Annotated in this window: 18 protein-coding genes; 3 read left to right on the forward strand and 15 right to left on the reverse strand. The window is 66.4% G+C overall.

Going from position 1 to position 20,350, the window contains the following annotated elements; all coding sequences use genetic code 11:
• Positions 1-375: 375 nt before the first annotated feature.
• Positions 376-885 carry a GcrA family cell cycle regulator gene (locus tag IP86_RS23210; RefSeq protein WP_054164803.1) on the forward strand — a complete coding sequence of 170 codons (510 nt, stop codon included), beginning with the start codon at positions 376-378 and terminating at the stop codon, positions 883-885.
• Between the two features lie 520 nt (positions 886-1,405).
• Here the strand turns inward: IP86_RS23210 and phoB are convergent.
• The 10 genes from phoB to IP86_RS23260 all read right to left on the reverse strand — a co-directional run bounded on the left by phoB (position 1,406) and on the right by IP86_RS23260 (position 11,284).
• Complete coding sequence (phoB, locus tag IP86_RS23215) at positions 1,406-2,116, reverse strand: phosphate regulon transcriptional regulator PhoB (RefSeq protein WP_054164804.1); 711 nt, start codon at positions 2,114-2,116, stop codon at positions 1,406-1,408.
• A 54-nt stretch (positions 2,117-2,170) separates the two neighbouring features.
• Positions 2,171-2,887, reverse strand: a complete 717-nt coding sequence (gene phoU, locus IP86_RS23220; RefSeq protein WP_054164805.1) for a phosphate signaling complex protein PhoU — start codon at positions 2,885-2,887, stop codon at positions 2,171-2,173.
• 25 nt (positions 2,888-2,912) lie between these two features.
• Positions 2,913-3,737, reverse strand: coding sequence for a phosphate ABC transporter ATP-binding protein PstB (gene pstB / locus IP86_RS23225; RefSeq protein ID WP_054164806.1), 825 nt, complete (start codon positions 3,735-3,737; stop codon positions 2,913-2,915).
• Positions 3,734-4,597 (reverse strand): phosphate ABC transporter permease PstA, encoded by an 864-nt coding sequence (pstA, locus tag IP86_RS23230; protein WP_054164807.1) that lies wholly within the window; start codon positions 4,595-4,597, stop codon positions 3,734-3,736. The genes pstB and pstA overlap by 4 nt, the downstream gene beginning before the upstream one ends.
• 2 nt (positions 4,598-4,599) lie before the next feature.
• Positions 4,600-5,601 (reverse strand): phosphate ABC transporter permease subunit PstC, encoded by a 1,002-nt coding sequence (pstC, locus tag IP86_RS23235; protein ID WP_082364221.1) that lies wholly within the window; start codon positions 5,599-5,601, stop codon positions 4,600-4,602.
• Positions 5,602-5,841: 240 nt separating this feature from the next.
• On the reverse strand, positions 5,842-6,852 hold the full coding sequence (gene pstS / locus IP86_RS23240) for a phosphate ABC transporter substrate-binding protein PstS (protein ID WP_054164809.1): 1,011 nt from the start codon (positions 6,850-6,852) through the stop codon (positions 5,842-5,844).
• 154 nt (positions 6,853-7,006) lie between these two features.
• Positions 7,007-8,335 carry an ATP-binding protein gene (locus IP86_RS23245; protein WP_082364223.1) on the reverse strand — a complete coding sequence of 443 codons (1,329 nt, stop codon included), beginning with the start codon at positions 8,333-8,335 and terminating at the stop codon, positions 7,007-7,009.
• A 2-nt stretch (positions 8,336-8,337) separates the two neighbouring features.
• Positions 8,338-9,372, reverse strand: coding sequence for a lysylphosphatidylglycerol synthase domain-containing protein (locus IP86_RS23250; protein WP_054164810.1), 1,035 nt, complete (start codon positions 9,370-9,372; stop codon positions 8,338-8,340).
• 216 nt (positions 9,373-9,588) lie between these two features.
• Entirely contained in the window at positions 9,589-9,885 is a 297-nt protein-coding gene (locus IP86_RS23255) for a hypothetical protein (RefSeq protein ID WP_054164811.1), read from the reverse strand.
• A gap of 4 nt (positions 9,886-9,889) precedes the next feature.
• Positions 9,890-11,284: an OmpA family protein gene (locus IP86_RS23260; protein ID WP_054164812.1), complete on the reverse strand. Its 1,395-nt coding sequence runs from the start codon at positions 11,282-11,284 to the stop codon at positions 9,890-9,892.
• 158 nt (positions 11,285-11,442) lie between these two features.
• Here IP86_RS23260 and IP86_RS23265 point away from each other — a divergent pair, with 158 nt between their 5' ends.
• Positions 11,443-12,501 (forward strand): polysaccharide deacetylase family protein, encoded by a 1,059-nt coding sequence (locus IP86_RS23265; protein WP_054164813.1) that lies wholly within the window; start codon positions 11,443-11,445, stop codon positions 12,499-12,501.
• Positions 12,502-12,589: 88 nt separating this feature from the next.
• Positions 12,590-13,396: an SDR family oxidoreductase gene (locus tag IP86_RS23270; protein WP_054164814.1), complete on the forward strand. Its 807-nt coding sequence runs from the start codon at positions 12,590-12,592 to the stop codon at positions 13,394-13,396.
• A 73-nt stretch (positions 13,397-13,469) separates the two neighbouring features.
• On the opposite strand, the gene IP86_RS23275 is transcribed toward IP86_RS23270, so the two are convergent.
• From IP86_RS23275 to IP86_RS23295, 5 genes are all read right to left on the reverse strand, one after another.
• Positions 13,470-14,624, reverse strand: coding sequence for an ABC transporter substrate-binding protein (locus IP86_RS23275; protein ID WP_054164815.1), 1,155 nt, complete (start codon positions 14,622-14,624; stop codon positions 13,470-13,472).
• A gap of 91 nt (positions 14,625-14,715) precedes the next feature.
• A complete protein-coding gene (locus IP86_RS23280; protein WP_054164816.1) occupies positions 14,716-15,438 on the reverse strand; it encodes an ABC transporter ATP-binding protein in 723 nt (240 codons plus the stop codon).
• Positions 15,435-17,207, reverse strand: a complete 1,773-nt coding sequence (locus tag IP86_RS23285; RefSeq protein ID WP_054164817.1) for a branched-chain amino acid ABC transporter ATP-binding protein/permease — start codon at positions 17,205-17,207, stop codon at positions 15,435-15,437. Before IP86_RS23285 ends, IP86_RS23280 begins: the two co-directional genes overlap by 4 nt.
• Positions 17,204-18,241: a branched-chain amino acid ABC transporter permease gene (locus IP86_RS23290; protein ID WP_054164818.1), complete on the reverse strand. Its 1,038-nt coding sequence runs from the start codon at positions 18,239-18,241 to the stop codon at positions 17,204-17,206. The genes IP86_RS23285 and IP86_RS23290 overlap by 4 nt, the downstream gene beginning before the upstream one ends.
• Positions 18,242-18,433: 192 nt before the next feature.
• A complete protein-coding gene (locus IP86_RS23295) occupies positions 18,434-19,849 on the reverse strand; it encodes an MFS transporter (RefSeq protein ID WP_054164819.1) in 1,416 nt (471 codons plus the stop codon).
• Positions 19,850-20,350: the final 501 nt, after the last annotated feature.

The raw sequence follows: 20,350 nt of genomic DNA on the forward strand, positions 1-20,350 counted from the left end.
GCCGCCTTTCCAGGCGGCACGTAGGGACATTCTAGGTGCGCTGAAGTGCCTGTCAACCGGGGCTTTCAACGACCTGCGTCGAGGCTGCCGCAACATTGCCGCTGTGACGGTTATGACTCACTCGATGAGAAGGTGTGGACGCACCGGGTCTGACTCTTGCGCCTGAGTCACGGCATATTGTAGCGTTTTGGCTGTCGGGTACGACATCTCGTGCGCGGTTTGTAATCCTTATTGAGCTCTTGGTGGGTGCGTATCGCCCGGGCGGCAACGGTCGTCCGGCGAGGGCTAAGGGATTCTGCCGGCAAGACAATTGGACGACCTCACAGCCGCAGTTCCGCGCTGAACCAGCGCCGCGCGGCAGGAAGGGATAGAACGATGACGGCATTGACCTGGACGGACGAGCGCGTCGAGCAGTTGAAGAAACTATGGGAAGGCGGGCTGTCGGCGAGTCAAATTGCCGCGGAGCTCGGCAACGTGACGCGCAACGCCGTGATCGGCAAGGTGCACCGTCTTGGCCTGTCGGGCCGGGCCAAGAGCCCGACCTCTGCGGCGCCGCGCCCGCGCAAGGCGCGTCCGGCCCAGCACATGATGCGGGTGACGCGTCCGGTCGCCCGCGGCAACACCGCGCTGGCGCATGTGTTCGAAGTCGAGGCCGAGCCGGAGCCGGTCACCTACGACAATGTGGTGCCGATGAACCAGCGGCTGTCGCTGCTGGAGCTCAATGAGGCCACCTGCCACTGGCCGATCGGCGATCCGAGCAACCCGGAATTCTTCTTCTGCGGCGGCAAGTCGCTGCCGGGCCTGCCGTATTGCGCGCATCACTCGCGCATCGCCTACCAGCCGGTCGGCGACCGCCGCCGGCAGCAGCCGAAGCCGACCCGCTAGTCGAAACGCCGCCGCTCAAGGCCGCGGCCAACACGGCGTCCGCAGCACACGGCTGCGCACCGGTCGAGGCTGTCATCGCCCGCGAAAGCGGGCGCGCCAGTCTCCCGGCACACACCGGTTACTTCTCACAACCATCCCCGGACGTCGTCTTCTCTCTCCCCTCGCGGGAGAGGGGGCCCGAGCGTAGCGAGGGCGGGTGAGGGTTGAAAAGATCGATGCGCCCGCCCCTCACCAGGCCACATCCGCGGCCAACGCCGGGGCTGCCCTCTCCCACGAGGGGAGATGGCGCTGACATCAGCGCCGCAGAGCAGAACTCAGGTGCATTGCGGCTCGGCGCTGCAAGGCCGTGATCGCCCGGACAGGCGGGCGACCCAGTATCCCAGAGCGCTCGTTACTTCCCACCTACTCACTGCAAGACTGGATCCTCCGCTTTCGCGGAGGATGACGTTGCGATGTGGGGCCGAGGCCGCGGCTGAAACGAAGGCGTCAGGGTAAGCCGTCGCGACCTAACTAACAATGACTACGGACTGCCTTCCACCTTGGCGAAGCGGTCATCCAACGCATAACCCGCGCCGCGGACGGTGCGGATCGGGTCCTGCTCGCGGCCCGGATTGAGCAGCTTGCGCAGGCGGCCGATGTGGACGTCGACGGTGCGCTCGTCGATGTAGATGTCGCGGCCCCAGACGCCGTCGAGCAGCTGCTCGCGGCTGAACACGCGGCCGGGATGCTCGAGGAAGAACTCGAGCAGCCGGTACTCGGTCGGGCCGAGATCGATCGGCCGACCCGAGCGCGCGACGCGGCGCTTGTCGCGGTCGAGTTCGAGGTCTCCATAGGCCAGCACGGTGGCGAGCCGCTCCGGCGCCGCGCGCCGCAACAGCCCCTTCACCCGCGCCAGCAGCTCCGGCACCGAGAACGGCTTGACGATGTAGTCGTCGGCGCCGGTCGCGAGCCCGCGGACGCGCTCGCTTTCCTCGCCGCGCGCGGTGAGCATGATGATCGGCAGCTGCTTGGTCTCCGGCCGCGCCCGCAGGCGACGGCACAGTTCGATGCCGGACAGGCCCGGCAGCATCCAGTCCAGCACCACCAGATCCGGAATCCGCTCCTTCATCCGGGTGTCGGCGTCGTCGCCGCGTGCCACGGTCTCGACGTCGTAGCCGTCGGATTCCAGATTGTAGCGCAGCAGCGTGGTCAGCGCTTCCTCGTCTTCAACTACCAGAATGCGCGCGCCCATGTTGGTCCTCGTCTTCAATCGTTGGGCACCGTCCGCGGTCCGCGGACGATACGTTTAGTTGCCCGGCGTGGCGTTGGCGAAGGTGGTCATGTCGCCCTTCGGGCGCTTGTCCAGAATCTGCTGACCTTCGATCATGTAGAACACCGTCTCGGCGATGTTGGTGGCATGGTCGCCGATCCGCTCGATGTTCTTGGCGCAGAACATCAGATGGATGCAGAACGAGATGTTGCGCGGGTCTTCCATCATGTAGGTGAGGAGTTCGCGGAACAGCGAGGTGCAGATCGCGTCGACTTCCTCGTCGCCGTTCCACACCACCATGGCGGCCGGCAGGTCGTGCGCCGTGTAGGCGTCGAGCACGGCCTTGACCTGGGACTGCACCAGGTCGGTCATGTGCTCGAGGCCGCGGATCAGTTTCAGCGGGTGGAAATCGCTGTCGATCGCGTTGACCCGCTTGGCGATGTTCTTGGACAGATCGCCGATCCGCTCCAGGTCGGTGGCGACCCGCATCGCGCCAACGATGTCGCGCAGGTCGACCGCCATCGGCTGGCGCCGCGCGATCGTCAGCACCGCGCGTTCCTCGATTCCGCGCTGCATCTGGTCGATCTCGGCGTCGGCCGCAACGACGCGCGCGCCGAGCGCGACGTCGCGCCGGACCAGCGCGTCGACCGAGTCGACGATCTGGCGCTCGGCCAGGCCGCCCATTTCGGCGACCATGCGGGTCAGTTCCTGCAGATCGCCGTCGAACGCCTTGGTGGTGTGCTCGAAGCCCATGTCCGTTCTCCTCGCGCCTGGCGCGTCAGCCGAAGCGGCCGGTGATGTAGTCCTGAGTCCGCCGATCGTTCGGCGACGTGAAGATCTTGTTGGTCGGACCGAACTCGATCAGTTCGCCCAGATACATGAAGGCGGTCGACTCCGAGACGCGGGCCGCCTGCTGCATGTTATGGGTGACGATCGCGATGGTGTAGTCTTCCTTGAGCTCGTCGATCAGCTCCTCGATCTTGGCCGTCGAGATCGGATCGAGCGCCGAGCACGGCTCGTCGAACAGGATGACTTCCGGCCGCACCGCGATGGTGCGGGCGATGCACAGGCGCTGCTGCTGGCCGCCCGACAGGCTGAGGCCGGAGGCATTGAGCTTGTCCTTGACCTCGGTCCACAGCGCGGCGCCGCGCAGCGCCTTCTCGACCCGGCCGTCCATCTCCGACTTGGAGATCTTCTCGTACAGCCGGATGCCGAACGCGATGTTCTCATAGATCGTCATCGGGAACGGCGTCGGCTTCTGGAACACCATGCCGACGCGCGCGCGCAGCAGGTTGAGGTCGAGCTTCGGATCCAGCACGTTGTGACCGTCGAGCATCACCTGCCCCTCGGCCCGCTGGCCCGGATACAGATCGTACATCCGGTTGAAGATCCGCAGCAAAGTCGACTTGCCGCAGCCCGACGGGCCGATGAAGGCGGTCACCCGGTTGGTGGCGAGCGCCAGGTTGATGTGCTTCAGCGCGTGGTTCTGGCCGTAGTAGAAGTTCAGATCGCGCACCACCACCTTGGCCGGCCCGTCGGCCTGGCTGGCAATGGCGGGGCCAGGTCCGCTCGGAACACTGGTGGCAATCGAAATCTCGCTCATTTCGTGGTCCTCTCGGCGCCGATGATGCGCGCACCAATGTTCAGGGCAAGCACGGTCAGGGTGATCAGCAGGGCGCCGGTCCAGGCGAGCTGCTTCCAGTAGTCGTAAGGACTCTGGACGAAGTTGTTGATGGTCACCGGCAGGTTGGCCATCGTCTTGGTCAGATCCAGGCTGAAGAACTGGTTGCTCAGCGCCGTGAACAGCAGCGGCGCTGTCTCGCCGGCGACGCGGGCCGTCGCCAGCAGGATGCCGGTGATCAGGCCGGCGCGGGCGGCGCGGTAGGCAATCCGGCGGATCACCAGCGAGCGCGGCAGGCCGAGCGCCGAGGCCGCCTCGCGCAGCGCGCCCGGCACCAGCAGCAGCATGTCCTCGGTGGTGCGGACCACCACCGGGATGACGATCACCGCCAGCGCCAGCGCGCCGGCCAGAGCCGAGAACCGCCCCATCGTCACCACCACCGCGCCGTAGATGAACAGGCCGATGATGATCGACGGCGCGCTGAGCAGGATGTCGTTGATGAAGCGGATCACCGAGGTCAGCTTGTCGTGCTTGCCGTACTCGGCGAGATACGTGCCGGCGAACAGGCCGAGCGGCGCGCCGATGCCGACGCCCAGCACGGTCATCAGCACCGAGCCGACGATGGCGTTGAGCAGGCCGCCGTCGGACGAGCCGGGCGGCGGGGTGTTCTGGGTGAACACCTGCAGATGCAGCCCGGCGAAGCCGTTCCAGAACAACGTGAACAGGATCAGCGCCAGCCAGGTGACGCCGAACGCGGCGGCGGCCGAGCACAGCACCTTGACGATGATGTCGTTGCGGTGGCGGCGCTTGTAGATCGGATTGATGGTTTCGGTGGTTGCCATGATTACTTGCCCGCCTTCATTTCGAGCCGCAGCAGCAGCAGCCGCGCCGCCGCCAGCACCAGGAAGGTCAGAATGAACAGTAGCAGGCCGAGCAGGATCAGGCCGGACTGATGCAGGCCGTCGCTTTCGGCGAATTCCGAGGCGATCGCCGCAGAGATCGTGGTGCCGGGCGCGAAGATCGAGCCCGAGATCCGGAACGAATTGCCGATGATGAAGGTGACCGCCATGGTCTCGCCGAGCGCACGGCCGAGCGCCAGCATGATGCCGCCGATCACGCCGACCCTCGTGTAGGGGATCACCACCTTACGCACCACTTCCCAGGTGGTGCAGCCGACGCCGTAGGCGGCCTCCTTCAGCACCGGCGGCACGGTCTTGAACACGTCGACCGAGATCGCGGTGATGAACGGCAGCACCATGATGGCGAGGATCAGCGAGGCGTTGAACAGGCTGAGATAAGACGGCGGCCCGGCGAAAATGGTGCCGAGCACCGGCACGCCATCGAACAGCGCGATCATCGCCGGCTGGAAGTGATTGGCCAGGAACGGGCCGAGCACGAAGAAGCCCCACATGCCGTAGATGATCGACGGGATGCCGGCCAGCAGCTCGACCGCGAGGCCGATCGGGCGGCGCAGCCACATCGGGCACAGCTCGGTGAGGAAGATCGCGATGCCGAGGCCGACCGGGATCGCGATGATCATCGCGATCACCGAGGTCACCAGCGTGCCGTAGATCGGGCCGAGCGCACCGAGCACCGGCGGGTCGTTGGCAGGCGCCCAGCGCGCCGTGGTGAGGAACGAGAGGCCGAATTCGTGCAGCGCCGGCCAGGCGCCGACCATCAGCGAAATGATGATGCCGCCGAGGATCAGCAGGACCGAAATCGCGCACGCGCGGGTGGTCCAGTAGAACGCCGAGTCGCTTAGCTTGAAGGCACTGAGGGCGCGGGCGCGATCATAGGGCCCGGCCGCTTCTTGTAACCCTGTGCTGTCTACTGCCATGTCCGCCACGCCTGTCTCCTTGCGCTGATGCAGGTTACGATGAACGAGCCGCGTAGCCTGGAGATTTCTGATTGAACTGAGCGCCGCGCCGCGACCGCGACCAGCACACCCGCGCTACGTCTCTCAGCGCGGTCTCGGAAACCCGGCCGATCTAAGGCCGGATCTCGCAGATTCCGGGACGACGTCCCGGACGTTAGAAGGAAGAAGCCGCGCGACCGGCCGAAATGGGTCGCGCGGCGAAGTCGCAGATCAGCTCTTGATGTCCGACGACCAGGTCTTTTCGATCAGCTTGACGACCGGTTCCGGCATCGGGATGTAGTCGAGCTCTTCGGCAGCCTTGCCGCCCTTCTCGAACGCCCACTTGAAGAACTTGATCGCTTCGGCGGAGGCCGCCTTGTCGACCGGCTCCTTGTGCATCAGGATGAAGGTCGCGGCAGTGATCGGCCACGAAGTTTCACCCGGCTGGTTGGTCAGGATCAGGTAGTAGCCCGGAGCCTTGGCCCAGTCGGCGTTGGACGCCGCAGCCTGGAACGCCGCGATGGTCGGCTGAACCGGCTTGCCGGCGCTGTTGATCAAGCCGGTATAGGTCAGCTTGTTCTGCTTGGCGTAGGCGTATTCGACGTAGCCGATCGAGTTCTTGGTCTGGCTGACGTTGCCGGCAACGCCTTCGTTGCCCTTGGCGCCGACGCCGACCGGCCACTCGACCGCGGTGCCCGAACCGACCTTGGTCTTCCAGTCAGCGCTGACCTTGGACAGATAGTCGGTGAAGTTGAAGGTGGTGCCCGAACCGTCGGAGCGGCGAACCACGGTGATCGCATCGCTCGGCAGCTTCAGCTTCGGGTTCAGCTTGGCGATCGCCGGATCGTTCCAGGTCTTGATTTCGCCGAGATAGATCTTGGCGAGGGCCTGGCCGTCCAGAACCATCTCACCCGGCTTGACGCCCTCGACGTTCACCACCGGAACGATGGCGCCCATCACCATCGGCCACTGCACGAGGCCTTCCTTCTCGAGCTGGTCCGGCTTCAGCGGCGCGTCGGTAGCGCCGAAGGTCACGGTCTTGGCGATGATCTGCTTGATGCCGGCGCCCGAGCCGATCGACTGGTAGTTCAGACCGTTGCCGGTGTCCTTCTTGTAGGTATCAGCCCACTTCGAATAGATCGGGAACGGAAAAGTGGCGCCAGCGCCGGTGATGTCGGCCGCAAAGGCCGAGGTCGACGCCGCAACCATGCCGGCCGCGACGATTGCCTTGATGAAATTCATGGAAGGTCTCCGTTGGCAAGCGAAGCGCTCATCGCGCCCGACTGCGCCTGCCTGCCGCTCCTTTAGGGGCGGTCGATTGACCTTTTATGAGGGTTTGATGACACTCATGTGACTACATCAAACCATTGATATTGCAGAAAAAATCGAAACAAACCTAGGGCTTTACCGGAGGAAAACAGACGGTGAAAGTGGCCCCTTTTTTCAGTACGCTTTCGATCAAAAGACGACCGCGATGGCGGTTAACAATATGTTTCACCAGCGACAATCCTAAACCAGTACCTCCCTGGGAGCGGCTGTCGCCGACGTCCACGCGGTAAAAGCGCTCGGTCAGGCGCGGCAGGTGCTCGGGCGCAATGCCGGGACCAAAATCGCGCACGGCGACCCGGTATTCCGAGCCGCCATCCGGGACCGGCACCGCCACCACCGAGACCGCGATGCGGCCGCCGGAGGCGCCGTATTTCAGCGCGTTCTCAATCAGGTTCTCGAACACCCGCAGCAATTCCTCACGGTCGCCCGCAATCACCGCCGGCCCCTCCGGCAGGTCGAGCTCGATCGCGACCTGCCGCTCCTTGGCCAGCGATTCCAGCCCGTCCGCGACCTGCTTGATCAGCGGGGCGAGATCGATCTGGGCCTCCGGCCGAACATGGGCGGTGAGTTCGACACGCGACAGCGACAGCAGATCGTCGATCAGCCGCGCCATCCGGGTCGCCTGCGTCTGCATGATGCCGAGAAACCGGGCCCGCGCCTTCGGATCGTCGCGCGCCGGGCCCTGCAGCGTATCGATGAACCCGGACAGCGCCGCGAGCGGCGTGCGCAGTTCGTGGCTGGCATTGGCGACGAAATCCGCGCGCATTTCCTCGGCCCGGCGCAGCGGGGTCAGATCGTGAAACGTCATCAGCATGCACTGGTCGGCGCCGCCGAATGCGGTCGGCACCTGGACCGGCGCGATGATCAGCTCCATCCAGCGCTCGATCGGCGCATGATCCAGATAGCTGACCCGGCGCGGTTCGGCGGTCGCGATCGCCTCGCGCAGCGCCGTGACGATTTCGGGATTGCGCAGAGCGAACTGGGCGAGTTCGCGGACGCGCAGCGCCGGGGCGAGCTGCGCCGCGGCGGCGTTGAGATGCAGCACCCGGCCGGCGCGGTCGAGCAGCACCGCGGGATCGGGCATTCCGGCCACGATGGCGCGCACCACCGGAGTCTCGACCGGGCTGATGCCGTAGCTCTCTTCGCGGGAATTGGCCGCATTGTGCAGTCGCCACGGCACCAGCGCGGCCGCCGCCAGGCAAGCGAACACGACGCCGGCGGCGCGCAGCGAGATTTCGCCGAGCACCGCGAGCGTCGCCAGCGCGATGGCGCCGGCCAGCAGGACGATGGCGGCATGGCGCAGCCGGTCCATCCAGGGAGTCGCGGTCGGCGCGGGGATTTGGTCCGTCAGCGGAACGAGCGAGCGGGCTGGGTCGTCGGGCGCCTGGGCGATCATGGTCAGCCTGGTGTGGGATCCTGTCGGATCGGCTTCGGGTCGAGCGCATCGGCGAGCCGATGCATCCGTTTCAACCTTGTTCCGATGACAATCTCACGAATGGCGAGGATGATCACCGACAGCATGAACGGCACGATGTAGTACAGGATGCGGAACAGCAGCATTCCGGCCAGCAGACCTTCCTTGTCCATCTGCCACAGGCCGACCAGCATCGCAGCGTCGAACACACCGAGGCCGCCGGGCGAATGGCTGGCGAAGCCGAGCAGCGTCGCGGACACGAAAATCACCGCCACGACCACGAAGCCGAGATTGGGCTCGTCCGGCACCAGCACATACATCGCGAGCGCGCAGAAGCCGAGATCGACGATTCCGATCCCGATCTGCAGCAGCGTCAGCGGACCGCCCGGCAGTTCCACCGTCCAGCTGCCGCGGCCGACGCGGCGCGGTTTGATCGAAACCCAGACCACATACACGGCGAGGCCCGTCAGGATGGCGAAGGCCAGCACGCGGTTGAGCCAGGGCGGCAGCTGATCGATCGAGGACGCCGCCTCCGGATGATAAGCGATGCCCATCCCGAGCACGGCGGCGTTGCCGAGCCAGAACGTCAGGCCGGCGAGAAAGCAGATCTTGGCGACGTCGATGCCGTCGAGGCTCCAGGCCGAGTAGATCCGGTAGCGCACCGCGCCGCCGGTGAACACGCTGGCGCCGACATTGTGGCCGATCGAGTAGCTGGTGAAGGCGGCCAGCGCGGCGGTGCGGTACGGGACTTCCTTGCGGCCGATCGTCCGCAGCGCGAACAGGTCGTAGAATGTCAGGGTGAAATAGCCGGCCGCGACGAACAGAGCGGCGAGCGCGATCGACCGCGGCTCGGTCTGGCGGATGGCTTCGAGCACCTTGTCGAGATCGATGCCGCGCAGCAGGTGATAGAGGACGTAACAGGCAGCCGCGATGACCGCGATGCTGATCGCAACACCAACCTTGTGCAGGATTTGCTTCTCGCGCAGGAACGCGATCACCCTGCCGATTGCGGCCACCATCTAAACCTCGAATCCCTTTCCACCGCCTGGGACAAGGGGACCGGTATCACGACAGCCGTTACCGGACCGTGGCCAGGAAGCTTGGATAGCTCGTCTCCGGGCTGGGTGGAATTCGGACGATACCGCCAATCCCGCTCCTTTGCGTCAATTCCCGGTCGGGTGGACCGGTTTCATCATCTGCGCCCCACGCTTAGTCGCGGGGCACTCGCGGGAAGGTCAGCTCCCCCGCATCTGCCGCGCCACAACCCAGTAGCGCAGCCACGAACCGATCGCACACCCCACCAGATAGGCAGCAATCATGACAAGGAAAAGATCGAGCCAGTAGCCGAAGCGACCAGGAACGATCCGGGCGAGCGACAGGCCGACCAGCACCGCCGCCACCCCGCCGACCCCCATCGCGGCGTTCTTGGACAGGCCCGGCCCGTGTTGCACCACCGAGATCCAGCCCGCGGCGAATCCCAGCAGAACCGCCCCGAGCAACCAGCCCCAGTAGAAATTCGCCATGACCATCATGCCGTCACCTGATCACGAAATCGATGCGGCGATTTTTCGCCTTCCCGGCCTCGGTGTCGTTTCCGGCCAGCGGGATCGTGCCGCCGTATCCGAACGCCTGGAAACGTTCGGGCGGCAACCCGGCTTTCACCATGTAGTCGACGACCGCCTTGGCGCGCTTCTCCGACAGCGCCTTGTTGAAACCGGCCTCGCCGTCGCTGTCGGTATGGCCCGAAACCTCGATAACCGCCCCCGGGCAACGCAATGCCGTCTCGATCAGCCGGTCGAGCAGGCCCGCCGAATCCTTGTCGATGGTGGCGCTCGAAGGTTCGAACCGCACCGTGCTCTTGGCCAGCAGTTCGTTGAACAGTTGCTGACAGACGGTGGCGTCGACCGGCGATGCCGCAGGTTTGACCGAAAGGTCCGCCTTCACGGTCCAGCCTTGCGGCATATCCTTATTCAACTCGCCGCGGATCTGGCTGACCGCCGCCTCGAACAGTGCGTCACCGGACAGTTTGACCTCCCGGTCGGAGACCACCAACGTACCGGTCGAGAGCCGCGACAAGGCCCCGAGCGCGGGCGCGACCGCCGTGGCAAAGCCCTGCGGCGCGCCGATGCTGGCCTTGAGATTGTCGACGACCTTCTCGTTGAAGAACTTCTGGCCGGCCGCGGCGGCCAGCGCCGCGTGAACGGCGTTGTCCGGCACATAGCCGGTGAGCGTCACGGTCGAGGCCACCGGATCCTTGTTGGCCTGGAACACGTAAGGCGGAGCCTTGATGTCGTTCTCGGCGACCGAATAGCCCTCCGGCAGGTTGCGCAGCGCCGCCGCGATCGCCTCCCGGCCGCCGAGGTCGCGCGCCATGCCGGTCAGGCTGACCTTGGTGTCGGAGAGCGTGATCTTGCCGTCCTTCAGCTTGCCGATCTGATCGACCAGCAGCAGCGCGACCGCATCGAACCGGCTCGGCGCCCCGCGCGCCAGCGTCATGCGGTCGGCGACTTCGACGCCGCTGACCTCGGCACGAGCCGCGTCCGCGAGCCGCGCCCGGCTCGCCGGCAACGGCGCGCTGCCGCCGAGCGTGACGCGCACGACGTCGCGCTCGATGCTCCAGACGAACGGCGTCGCCTGCGGCACCAGCCGGGTCTGGTCGACCACCTGCCGGATCCCCGGAACGGCCTCCACCGCCGCAACCGCGCTGCGCCGCCCTTCCTCCGAAAACGCATCGGCCGAAAAGGTGACGTCACGACCGGAGGGCGTCAGCCGAGTCTTGTCGAGGACGGTGTTCTTGAGCGCCGCCGCGGCCCGCTCGGCGACGTCGGCTTCGACCGCGGGGGTGGTGATCCACGCCGCGATTGCCCATAGAGCGCAAAGAATGATGGCGCCGCGCCACCACTTGCCGCTCGATCTGAAAAGTCCGCGCATTCCGCTTCCCGTGGATCAGGAAGCAGAGAGAAATCAAACCGTTGAGAGGCTGTCAAACGCAATTCCGGGGAAATGGCCGCGGCACTGCGGTTCTCAATAACCGTTTCTTCAAACGTGGGGCGCTAACAATGTCCTGAAATGAACCGGCCCGCAGCCCGATGAAGCAGTTTCGCCACAACATCATCCGCGCCGGGCTCGATGCGCTGTATTTTACCGGCGCCTATCACGTGCTGCGGCCGATCTTTTCGGGAATCGGTGCGATTCTGATGCTGCACAATGTGCGGCCGCCCCGCGACGACGCGTTCCAGCCGAACCGCCACCTCGAGGTCACCCCGGAGTTCCTGCGCGCGACGCTGCGGCATCTGCGCGCCCAGGATATCGACATCATCACAATGGACGAGCTGCACCGGCGGCTGACGACGCGCGCATTCGGCCGCCGCTTCGCCTGCATCACGCTGGACGACGGCTACCGCGACAACCGCGATTGCGCGCTGCCGGTGTTCGAGGAGTTCCAGGCGCCGTTCACGGTCTATGTGGCCAGCGATTTCGCCCAGGGCGCCGGCCGGCTGTGGTGGATCACGCTTGAACGGCTGATCGCCAGCACCGACACGATCGAGGTGCAGATCGGCGACGCCGAGATCCGGCTCGATGCGCAGACACCCGACGCCAAGCAGGACGCGTTCGACCGGATGCATGCGCTGCTGCGCGGGCTTCCCGGCGGCGACGATCTGACGCGCATGATGAGCACGCTGTGCGCCCGCTACGGCATCGACGACACCGCCGCCAGCCGCGAGCTCTGCCTGTCGTGGGACGAACTGCGCGCCTTCGCCGGGCATCCGCTGGTGACGATCGGCGCCCACACCATCACCCACTGCATTCTGTCGAACCAGCGCGAAGCCCTGGCGCTGCACGAATTGTCGATCAGCCGCGCCCGGATCGAGGCCAATCTCGGCCGCGAGGTCGCGCATCTGGCCTATCCTTACGGGGACCGTGCGGCGGCGGGGCCGCGCGAATACGATCTGGCGCGCCGGGCCGGCTTCAAGACCGCGGTGACGACGCGGCCGGGCATGCTGTTTCCCGGGTTCGCGGATCATCTCACCGCGCTGCCGCGGGTCTCGCTCAACGGTAACTACCAGGACGACCGGATCCTGCCGGTGCTGACTTCCGGCGCCGCGACCGCGATGTGGAACGGCTTCCGCCGCGTCGATGCGGCCTGACGCCGTCGGCTGAAAGCCGGGCCGCCGCATCCTTGACTCACTCCCGACCGGGTCGCAAACCATCCCGGCAAACACACGGGGAGATAGAATGTTCAAGGACCTGTTTTCGCTGCAAGGCCGCACCGCTTTGGTGACCGGCGGCTCGCGCGGCATCGGCAAGATGATCGCCGCCGGCTTCCTCGCCTACGGCGCGAGCCGCGTCTACATCACGGCCCGAAAGGCGGCGCCCTGTCAGGCCACCGCCGACGAGCTCGACGAGATGTATCCGGGCGAATGCATCGCGCTGCCGATCGACATCTCGACGATGGCGGGCATCGAAACGCTGGCCGCCGAGATCAAGCGGCGCGAGCCGAAGCTCGACATCCTCGTCAACAATGCCGGCGCCGCATGGGCCGCCGACTTCGACGAATTCCCGGAGAGCGGCTGGGACAAGGTGATGGACCTCAACGTCAAGACGCCGTTCTTCCTGACCAAGGCGCTGGCGCCTCAGCTGCGCGCCGCCGCATCCGCCGAGCAGCCCGGCAAGGTGATCAACATCGCGTCGATCGACGGCATCTTCGTCAATCCGCTCGAGACCTATCCGTATGCGGCGTCGAAGGCCGGCTTGATCCATCTGACGCGGCGGATGGCGGTGCGGCTGATCAAGGATCACATCGTGGTCACCGCGATCGCGCCGGGCCCGTTCGCGTCCGACATGAACAAGGCGGCGCGCGACGAAGCCGACGCGGTCGCCAAGCGCGTCCCGTCGGGCCGGATCGGCACCGACGAGGACATGGCGGGCACCGCGGTGTTCCTCGCCTCACGCGCCGGCGACTACGTGGTCGGCTCGACCATCACGGTCGATGGCGGCGTCGCCTTCGCCAATCCGGGCATCAAGGGCGACGGCTGGGCCTGAGCCGCCGCTCTGTCATCTTCATTCCGGGGCGCGCGCCCCGGAATGAAGGGCGTTGGGTAAGCCGCGACAGTTCTTACTGCTGCTTCAACCTGAACGCGCCGTCGCGGATTTCGATCAGGAAGGCGGAGCGCTCGTCGTAGCCATTATGGTTGTCCGGCGTCATGTTCGACAGGCCGTTGTTCAGCGCCAGATCCTTCGACTTCTCGATCTGGTCGCGGATCGCGGCGCGGAATTCCGGCGTGCCGGGCTTGGCGAGTTTCAGCGCCGCCGGGATCGCGTTCTCGACCAGCGTCATCGAATCCCACAGATGCACGCCGAAGATCGTCGGCGATGCGCCGCCATTGGCGGCCTTGTAGGCGTCGACGAACCGCGCCTTGACCTTGCGGAACGGGCTGTCGGCCGGCATGTCCTCGGCGCCCGAGAACGCCTCGCCGGTGAAGATCGCGCCCTCGACGTCCTTGCCGCCGAGCTTGATGAACTCCTCGGTGGCGACGCCGTGGGTCTGGTAGATCGGTCCTTTGAAGCCGCGCTCGCGCAGCGCCTTCTGCGGCAGCACCGCGGGCGTGCCGGCGGCGGCGATGAACACCGCGTCCGGCTTGGTGGCGATGATCTTCAGCACCTGCCCGGTGACGCTGGCATCGCTGCGCGCGTAGACTTCGTGCGTCGTCAGTTCGAAGCCGAGCTTGGGCGCCGCGGCGGCCAGAACCTTGTAGTAGCCCTCGCCATAAGCGTCCGAGAAGCCGATATAGCCGACCTTCTTGGCGCCGGTCTTGGCGATGTACTTGCCGATCGCTTCCGCCATGATGTCGTCGTTGGGCACCACCTTGTAGACCCATTTGCGGCGCTCATCCATCGGCGCCACCAGGATCGCGGCGGCCGCCATCGTCATCAGCGGGGTCTTGGATTCGGCCGCGATATCGATCAGCGGCAGGCTGACCGGCGTCAGCGACGAGCCGATCAGCACGTCGACCTTTTCTTCCGACAGCAGCTTGCGGGCGTTCTGCGCCGCCTTGGTCGGATCGGATTCGTCGTCGAGCGCGAAGTAAGTGATCTTCTCGCCGCCGATTTCCTTGGGCAGCGCCGCCACCGTCTTGGACTGCGGCTGGCCGAGCGCGGCGCCGGGGCCGGACGCGCTCATGGTGATGCCGATCTTGATCTCGGCCGACGCGGCGCTGACGCCGGCCAGCATCGCCGCCATCGCGACGATCAGGGTCTTGCTGTGTTGCATGGACGTCCTCCTCCGTTTGTTATCGTTGGTACGCTTCTGACTTGAGCATGATCTTGTCCGAAAACCGGTCTCCACTTTTCGGGATCATGCTCTAGTAATCGTGGCCGCCGAGGCCGAGATAGCTTTCGACCAGCCGCGGGTCGGCGGCGATATCCGCGGGCGATCCTTGTTTGGTGATGGATCCCAGCTCCATCACGTAAGCATAGTCGGCGACTTCCAGCGCCGCACGGGCGTTCTGCTCGACCAGCAGGATCGAGACACCGCTCTTCCGCAAATCCGTCAGAATATGAAAGACGTCGCGCACGATCCGCGGCGCCAGCCCCAGGCTCGGCTCGTCGAGCATCAGCAGCGTCGGCCGCGCCATCAGCGCCCGGCCCATCGCCAGCATCTGGCGCTCGCCGCCGGACAGCGTGCCGGCGAGTTGCGTCCGCCGCTCTTTGAGCCGCGGCAGCCGCGTGTAGATCTCGTCCATTGACTGGCTGCGCTCGGCGCGGCTGCGGCGGAAGCCGCCGAGCAGCAGATTGTCCTCGACCGCCATGTCGGCGAACAGCTCGCGCCGCTCCGGCACCAGGCACAGCCCGGCCTTGACCCGCGACTCCAGCGCCACAGTGCTGATTTCGGCGCCGCGAAACACAAGCCGGCCGCGCGCCTTGAGCAGGCCCATCACGGCGTTGAGCAGCGTGGTCTTGCCGGCGCCGTTGGCGCCGATCACCGTCACCAGCGCCCCCGGCTCGACCTTGAGCGAAACGTCGTGCACCACCTCGGCGCGGCCATAGGCGACGCTGACGTTCTGCACCTCAAGCAGCGCCGTCACGACACGCCTCCGAGATAGGCTTCGAGAACCGCCGGATTTTCGCGGATCGCGGCCGGCGCGCCCTCGGCGATCTTTGTGCCGAAATCGAGCACGACGAGCCGGTCGGCGAGGCTCATGACGAAGTCCATGTCGTGCTCGACCAGCAGCACGCTCATGCCCTCGGCCCGCACCTCGCGCAGCAGCTTGGCGAGCGCCTTCTTCTCGCCGACGCGCAGGCCGGCGGCCGGCTCGTCGAGCAGCAGCAGCACCGGCTCGAGACAAAGCGCGCGCGCCACCTCGATCAGCCGCAACTGCCCGAGCGCCAGCGTGCCCGCGGGTTCGTCCGCGACCTCGGCGAGGCCGACCCGGGCGAGCGCGCGCCTTGCGCTGTCCAGCAGTTGCGCTTCCTCGGCACGGTCGAAGCGGAAGATCGCGCGCAGCACGCCGGCCTTCCCGCGCAGATGCGCGCCGAGCGCGACATTCTCGACCACGCTCATATCGGCGACGATCTCGACGTGCTGGAAGGTGCGCCCGAGCCCGAGCCGCGCGGCACGCTGCGGCGTCTGCGCGGCGAGCGGATGGCCCTCGAAGGCGATCTTGCCGGAGGTCAGCGGCAGCACGCCGGTGATCAGGTTGAAGGTGGTGCTCTTGCCGGCGCCGTTGGGACCGATCAGACCGATGATACGCCCGCTCTCGACCTCGAAGCCGACGTCGTTGACGGCGACCAGCCCGCCGAAGCTTTTGCGTGCCTGATCGGCCTGCAGCAGCGGCGTACCGGGCGGCGGCAGCGTTCGCGCCGGCAGTCGCTCGCTCTCGGCAGGCGGCGGTACGTTCGGCGGCGGTGGCGGGCCGAACAGGATCGGCCACAGCCCACCCGGCGCAGTCTGCAGCAGCAGCACCAGCACGGCGCCGAACGCGATAATTTCGAAGTTCCCGGTGTGGCCGAGCAACCAGGGCAGCAGATCCTGCAGCTGATCGCGCAGGAAGGTGATGCCGGCCGCGCCGAGGATCGCGCCATACACCCGGCCGGCGCCGCCAAGCACGGCCATCAGCAGATATTCGGTGCCGGCGGTGATGCCGAACGGCCCCGGCGACACCGAGCGCTGGAAATGCGCGTACAGCCAGCCGGCCAAACCCGCCAGCATCGCCGCATAGACGAATACCATCAGCTTGGCGCCGGCGGTGTTGACGCCGAACGCCTCGGCGGCTCGCGTCGACCGCCGCAGCGCCCTCACCGCGCGGCCGACCCGGCCGCCGAGCAGATTCTGCGTGGCGATCACCGCCAGCACCACCGCGATCCACACCACCACGAAATAATCGCGCGGCGCGATCAGCGCGTAGCTGCCGATCTTCAATGCCGGGATGCCCGGCAGGCCGTCATGGGCGCCGAGCCAATTCAGATTGCCGAACAGATAATAGAACGCGATGCCCCAGGCGATGGTGCCGAGCGGCAGATAGTGACCACTGAGCCGCACCGTAATGGCGCCGACCAGCAGCGCCGCGATCATCGTCACCAGCAACGCGGCCGGCAGCGTCAGCCACGGCGAGATGCCATAGTATACGGTCAGCACGCTGGTCGTATAAGCGCCGAAGCCGACGAACGCGGCCTGCCCGAACGACGTCATGCCGCCGACGCCGGTGAGCAGCACCAGCCCGATCGCGACGAGGCTGGAGATGCCGATGTAGTTGAACAGCGTGATCCAGTAGTCCGGCATCAGGCCGGTGAACGGCAAGATCAGCACCGCGGCGGCGATCGCCGCCGGAATCAGCTTGGGCGCAGCGAGCTTCATTCCGCTTCCTCGGCATGGGGCGCGACGATCGAGCGCCAGGCGAGCACCGGGATGATCAGCGTGAACACCAGCACTTCCTTGAAATTGCTGGCCCAGAACGAAAACAGCGCCTCGGCGAAGCCGACCGTCAGCGCCGCTAATACCGTCAGCGGATAGCTGACCAGCCCACCGAGGATGGCGGCGACGAAGGCTTTCAGCCCGATCAGGAAGCCGGAATCGTACGCCACCGTCATCAGCGGCCCGACCAAGGCGCCCGACACCGCACCGATCAGCGCCGCCAGCGCGAAGGCGATCTGCCCGGCCGCCGAAATCGGGATGCCGACCAGCCGTGCGCCGGTGCGGTTCGACGAGCAGGCCTTGAGCGCCTTGCCGAGCAGCGTGCGGCCAAAGAACAGCGCGAACAGCGCCAGCAGAACCGCCGTGACGACCAGCACGGCGACGCTCTGTCCGGTGATCAGCAGTTCGCCGAGCGAGAACGATTGCGACGACAGCGGCGTGGTGCCGGTGCCTTCCGGCCCGAAGAACAACAGCCCGAGCCCCATCAGCGAGAAGTGCACGCCGAACGAAGTCATCAGCAGCACCAGTACGGACGCATGGGCGATCGGCTCGAACGCGATGCGATACAGCATCGGCCCCATCGGGGTGATCAGCGCGATCGCCAGCAGGATGCTGCCGAGCTGCCCGATCTTCATCGGCGCCAGCGCGCGCGTCAGCAGCAGCAGCGCGATCGGCAGGGCCAGATCGAACAGCACGATGAAGGCGATCCGGCGCAGCGTCAGGTCGCGGAAATGGCGGATCAGTTCGGACGTTGCCGCCAGAACGCCGAGCGCCAGCAGCAGCCACGGCGTTGCCGGCGCCACGCCGTTCTCCAGCGCCGCGATGGTCAGCGCGGTGAACGCGACGAACTCGCCCTGCGGCACCAGGATGACGCGCGTGACCGCGAACACCAGCACCAGCGCGATGGCGACGAGCGCATAGACCGCACCATTGATGATGCCGTCCTGCAAAAGAAACAGGAATATCGTGGTGTCCACGCGTCCTCCCCCGATGCGATCCAGACACTTGGCGGTCCGGTTTCGCTGCGGCTGATAAAATTCACCAACCGATCGTTTAATTCAAGGGAAATGACGCACGGGCGTCGGGCGGCGCGCAAGCCGAGCCAGCCGCGCGATCCCCCGACGCACGGCTTCGAAAGGCTAACGCAGCTTCGTTCGACGAAACATCCCCTACGATGGGACCAAAGCGGCGCGCCGCATCCAGCGCAGCAGCACGATGGTGCCGACCAGCGACGTGGCCAGCACCGCCAGCGCGACCAGCAGGGCGAAGCGCCCCGATGAGGCCGCGGTCAGCGCGAAGTACAACGAGCCGAGCGCCGCGATGCCGGCCGCGCTGGAGATCTGCGTCGTCGTGCCGTACAGGCCCGAGCCCGAACCGGCGCTGGTCGCCTGCACGCTCGCCAGCACCGCGCCGGACAACGGCGCCATCACCAGCCCCTGCCCGTAACCGACCACGATCAGCACCAGTGCCAACAGTGCTGGCGACGGCGCTGCCACGGTGGCGACCGTCAGCGCCAGCGCCGCCAGGCCGGCGATCTGCAGCACGCAGCCTTCGATCAGCACCAGCGTGCCGCGATGCTTGGCACGCGCGCCGGAGTGCCGTGCCGCGATCACGAACGCCAGCGCCAGCGGCAGGAAGACCAGCCCGGCCGGCAGCGGCGGGATCTGCAGCGCCATCTGCATGTACAGGGTGATCACCAGATAGAACGACTGGTTGGCGAAGAAGAAAGAAAACACCGCGCCGAGCCCGCGCATGAACGCCGGATCGGCCAACAGCGCCAAATCGATCAGCGGCATGCCGCCGCGCGCGGCCAGCGCGCGCTCGTAGCGCAGGAACAGCGCCACGATCGCGCCGCCGGCCGCCATCAGCAGCCAGATCCAGAACGCCCAGCCGAGCTCCTGGCCGAACAGCAGCGGGCCGATGATGCCGAGCAGACCGACGAACAGAATGACCGCGCCGGGCAGATCGAGCCGCGTCCCCGGCCGCCGCGGCGCCTGCGGCACGATCAGCGCAGCCGCCACGATGATGATCAGCCCGACCGGGCCGTTGACGAAGAAGATCGCGCGCCAGCCGAAACCGCCGAGATTTAGCGTCACCAGCAGGCCGCCGATCGCAAAGCCCGCGGCACCGGCGAGGCCAAGCACGACGCCGTAGATCGCGAACGCCTTGGCACGCGCCGCATCGGGAAACAGCACATGCAGCGTCGCCAGCACCTGCGGCACCATCAGCGCCGCAGTGGTGCCCTGCGCCAGCCGCGCCAGGATCAGCTCGGTGCCGGACTGCGCCAGCCCGCACCATAGCGACGTCAGCGTAAAACCGGCGACGCCGGTGAGAAACACCGTCTTGGTGCCGTAGATGTCGCCGAACCGACCGCCGGTGACGATCAGCGTCGCGTAGCCGATCAGGTAGATCGCGATCACCGCGCCGAGTTGCGAAGATGAAGCATGGAGTTCGGCCGCGATGGTCGGCAGCGCGACGTTGACGATGAAGGAGTCGACCCCGAACATGAACTGCGCCGCGACCACGATCGCCAGCACATGCCAGCGGCGGGACGAGGCGGTGGCGGCAGTGGACGACGAATGCATGGCGACGATCCCGGGCAATGGAGCTGCGCGCAAAGCGTCGCAGCCGGTCGTCGTCGGGTCGATTACCCGACAGGTAAGTGAAATCAGTCGTGGTCGCCGTGGCCCGCAAGACGATCGGGTTAACGGCACCTAATTACTTAAAACCAACAGTGCGTCCGCGACCCGCGGACACCGCTATCAATCGAAACGAAGCGAGTGTGAAGAGCGCCGCGCCAGCCGTCAATGGACGGTGCATTGCACAACGTGCGGTGCTGGACCGAGCTACGTGCCCTCTCCTCCGTCATTGCGAGCGAAGCGAAGCAATCCAGAGCGCAGTGCACGGACTTGGATTGCTTCGTCGCTTCGCTCCTCGCAATGACGGGGAGAGGCGTTACTCAACAAAAGGCCCCGGCGAACCGGGGCCTTCGACGTCATCATGACGTGGCAGCTTATCCCCACGGACCGCGCGACGAGCCGCCGCTCCACGGGCCGCGGGGGGCGCCGCTGCCGCGCGGCTGGCCG

This window comes from Rhodopseudomonas sp. AAP120 (genome assembly GCF_001295845.1).
GTDB lineage: Bacteria > Pseudomonadota > Alphaproteobacteria > Rhizobiales > Xanthobacteraceae > Rhodopseudomonas.

Excerpts from the sequence above, each read along its gene's own strand:
- IP86_RS23210 (WP_054164803.1), top strand. The coding sequence starts at position 376 with ATGACGGCATTGACCTGGACGGACGAGCGCGTCGAGCAGTTGAAGAAA.
- phoB (WP_054164804.1), bottom strand. The coding sequence starts at position 2,116 with ATGGGCGCGCGCATTCTGGTAGTTGAAGACGAGGAAGCGCTGACCACG.
- phoU (WP_054164805.1), bottom strand. The coding sequence starts at position 2,887 with ATGGGCTTCGAGCACACCACCAAGGCGTTCGACGGCGATCTGCAGGAA.
- pstB (WP_054164806.1), bottom strand. The coding sequence starts at position 3,737 with ATGAGCGAGATTTCGATTGCCACCAGTGTTCCGAGCGGACCTGGCCCC.
- pstA (WP_054164807.1), bottom strand. The coding sequence starts at position 4,597 with ATGGCAACCACCGAAACCATCAATCCGATCTACAAGCGCCGCCACCGC.
- pstS (WP_054164809.1), bottom strand. The coding sequence starts at position 6,852 with ATGAATTTCATCAAGGCAATCGTCGCGGCCGGCATGGTTGCGGCGTCG.
- IP86_RS23245 (WP_082364223.1), bottom strand. The coding sequence starts at position 8,335 with ATGATCGCCCAGGCGCCCGACGACCCAGCCCGCTCGCTCGTTCCGCTG.
- IP86_RS23250 (WP_054164810.1), bottom strand. The coding sequence starts at position 9,372 with ATGGTGGCCGCAATCGGCAGGGTGATCGCGTTCCTGCGCGAGAAGCAA.
- IP86_RS23255 (WP_054164811.1), bottom strand. The coding sequence starts at position 9,885 with ATGATGGTCATGGCGAATTTCTACTGGGGCTGGTTGCTCGGGGCGGTT.
- IP86_RS23260 (WP_054164812.1), bottom strand. The coding sequence starts at position 11,284 with ATGCGCGGACTTTTCAGATCGAGCGGCAAGTGGTGGCGCGGCGCCATC.
- IP86_RS23265 (WP_054164813.1), top strand. The coding sequence starts at position 11,443 with ATGAAGCAGTTTCGCCACAACATCATCCGCGCCGGGCTCGATGCGCTG.
- IP86_RS23270 (WP_054164814.1), top strand. The coding sequence starts at position 12,590 with ATGTTCAAGGACCTGTTTTCGCTGCAAGGCCGCACCGCTTTGGTGACC.
- IP86_RS23275 (WP_054164815.1), bottom strand. The coding sequence starts at position 14,624 with ATGCAACACAGCAAGACCCTGATCGTCGCGATGGCGGCGATGCTGGCC.
- IP86_RS23285 (WP_054164817.1), bottom strand. The coding sequence starts at position 17,207 with ATGAAGCTCGCTGCGCCCAAGCTGATTCCGGCGGCGATCGCCGCCGCG.
- IP86_RS23295 (WP_054164819.1), bottom strand. The coding sequence starts at position 19,849 with ATGCATTCGTCGTCCACTGCCGCCACCGCCTCGTCCCGCCGCTGGCAT.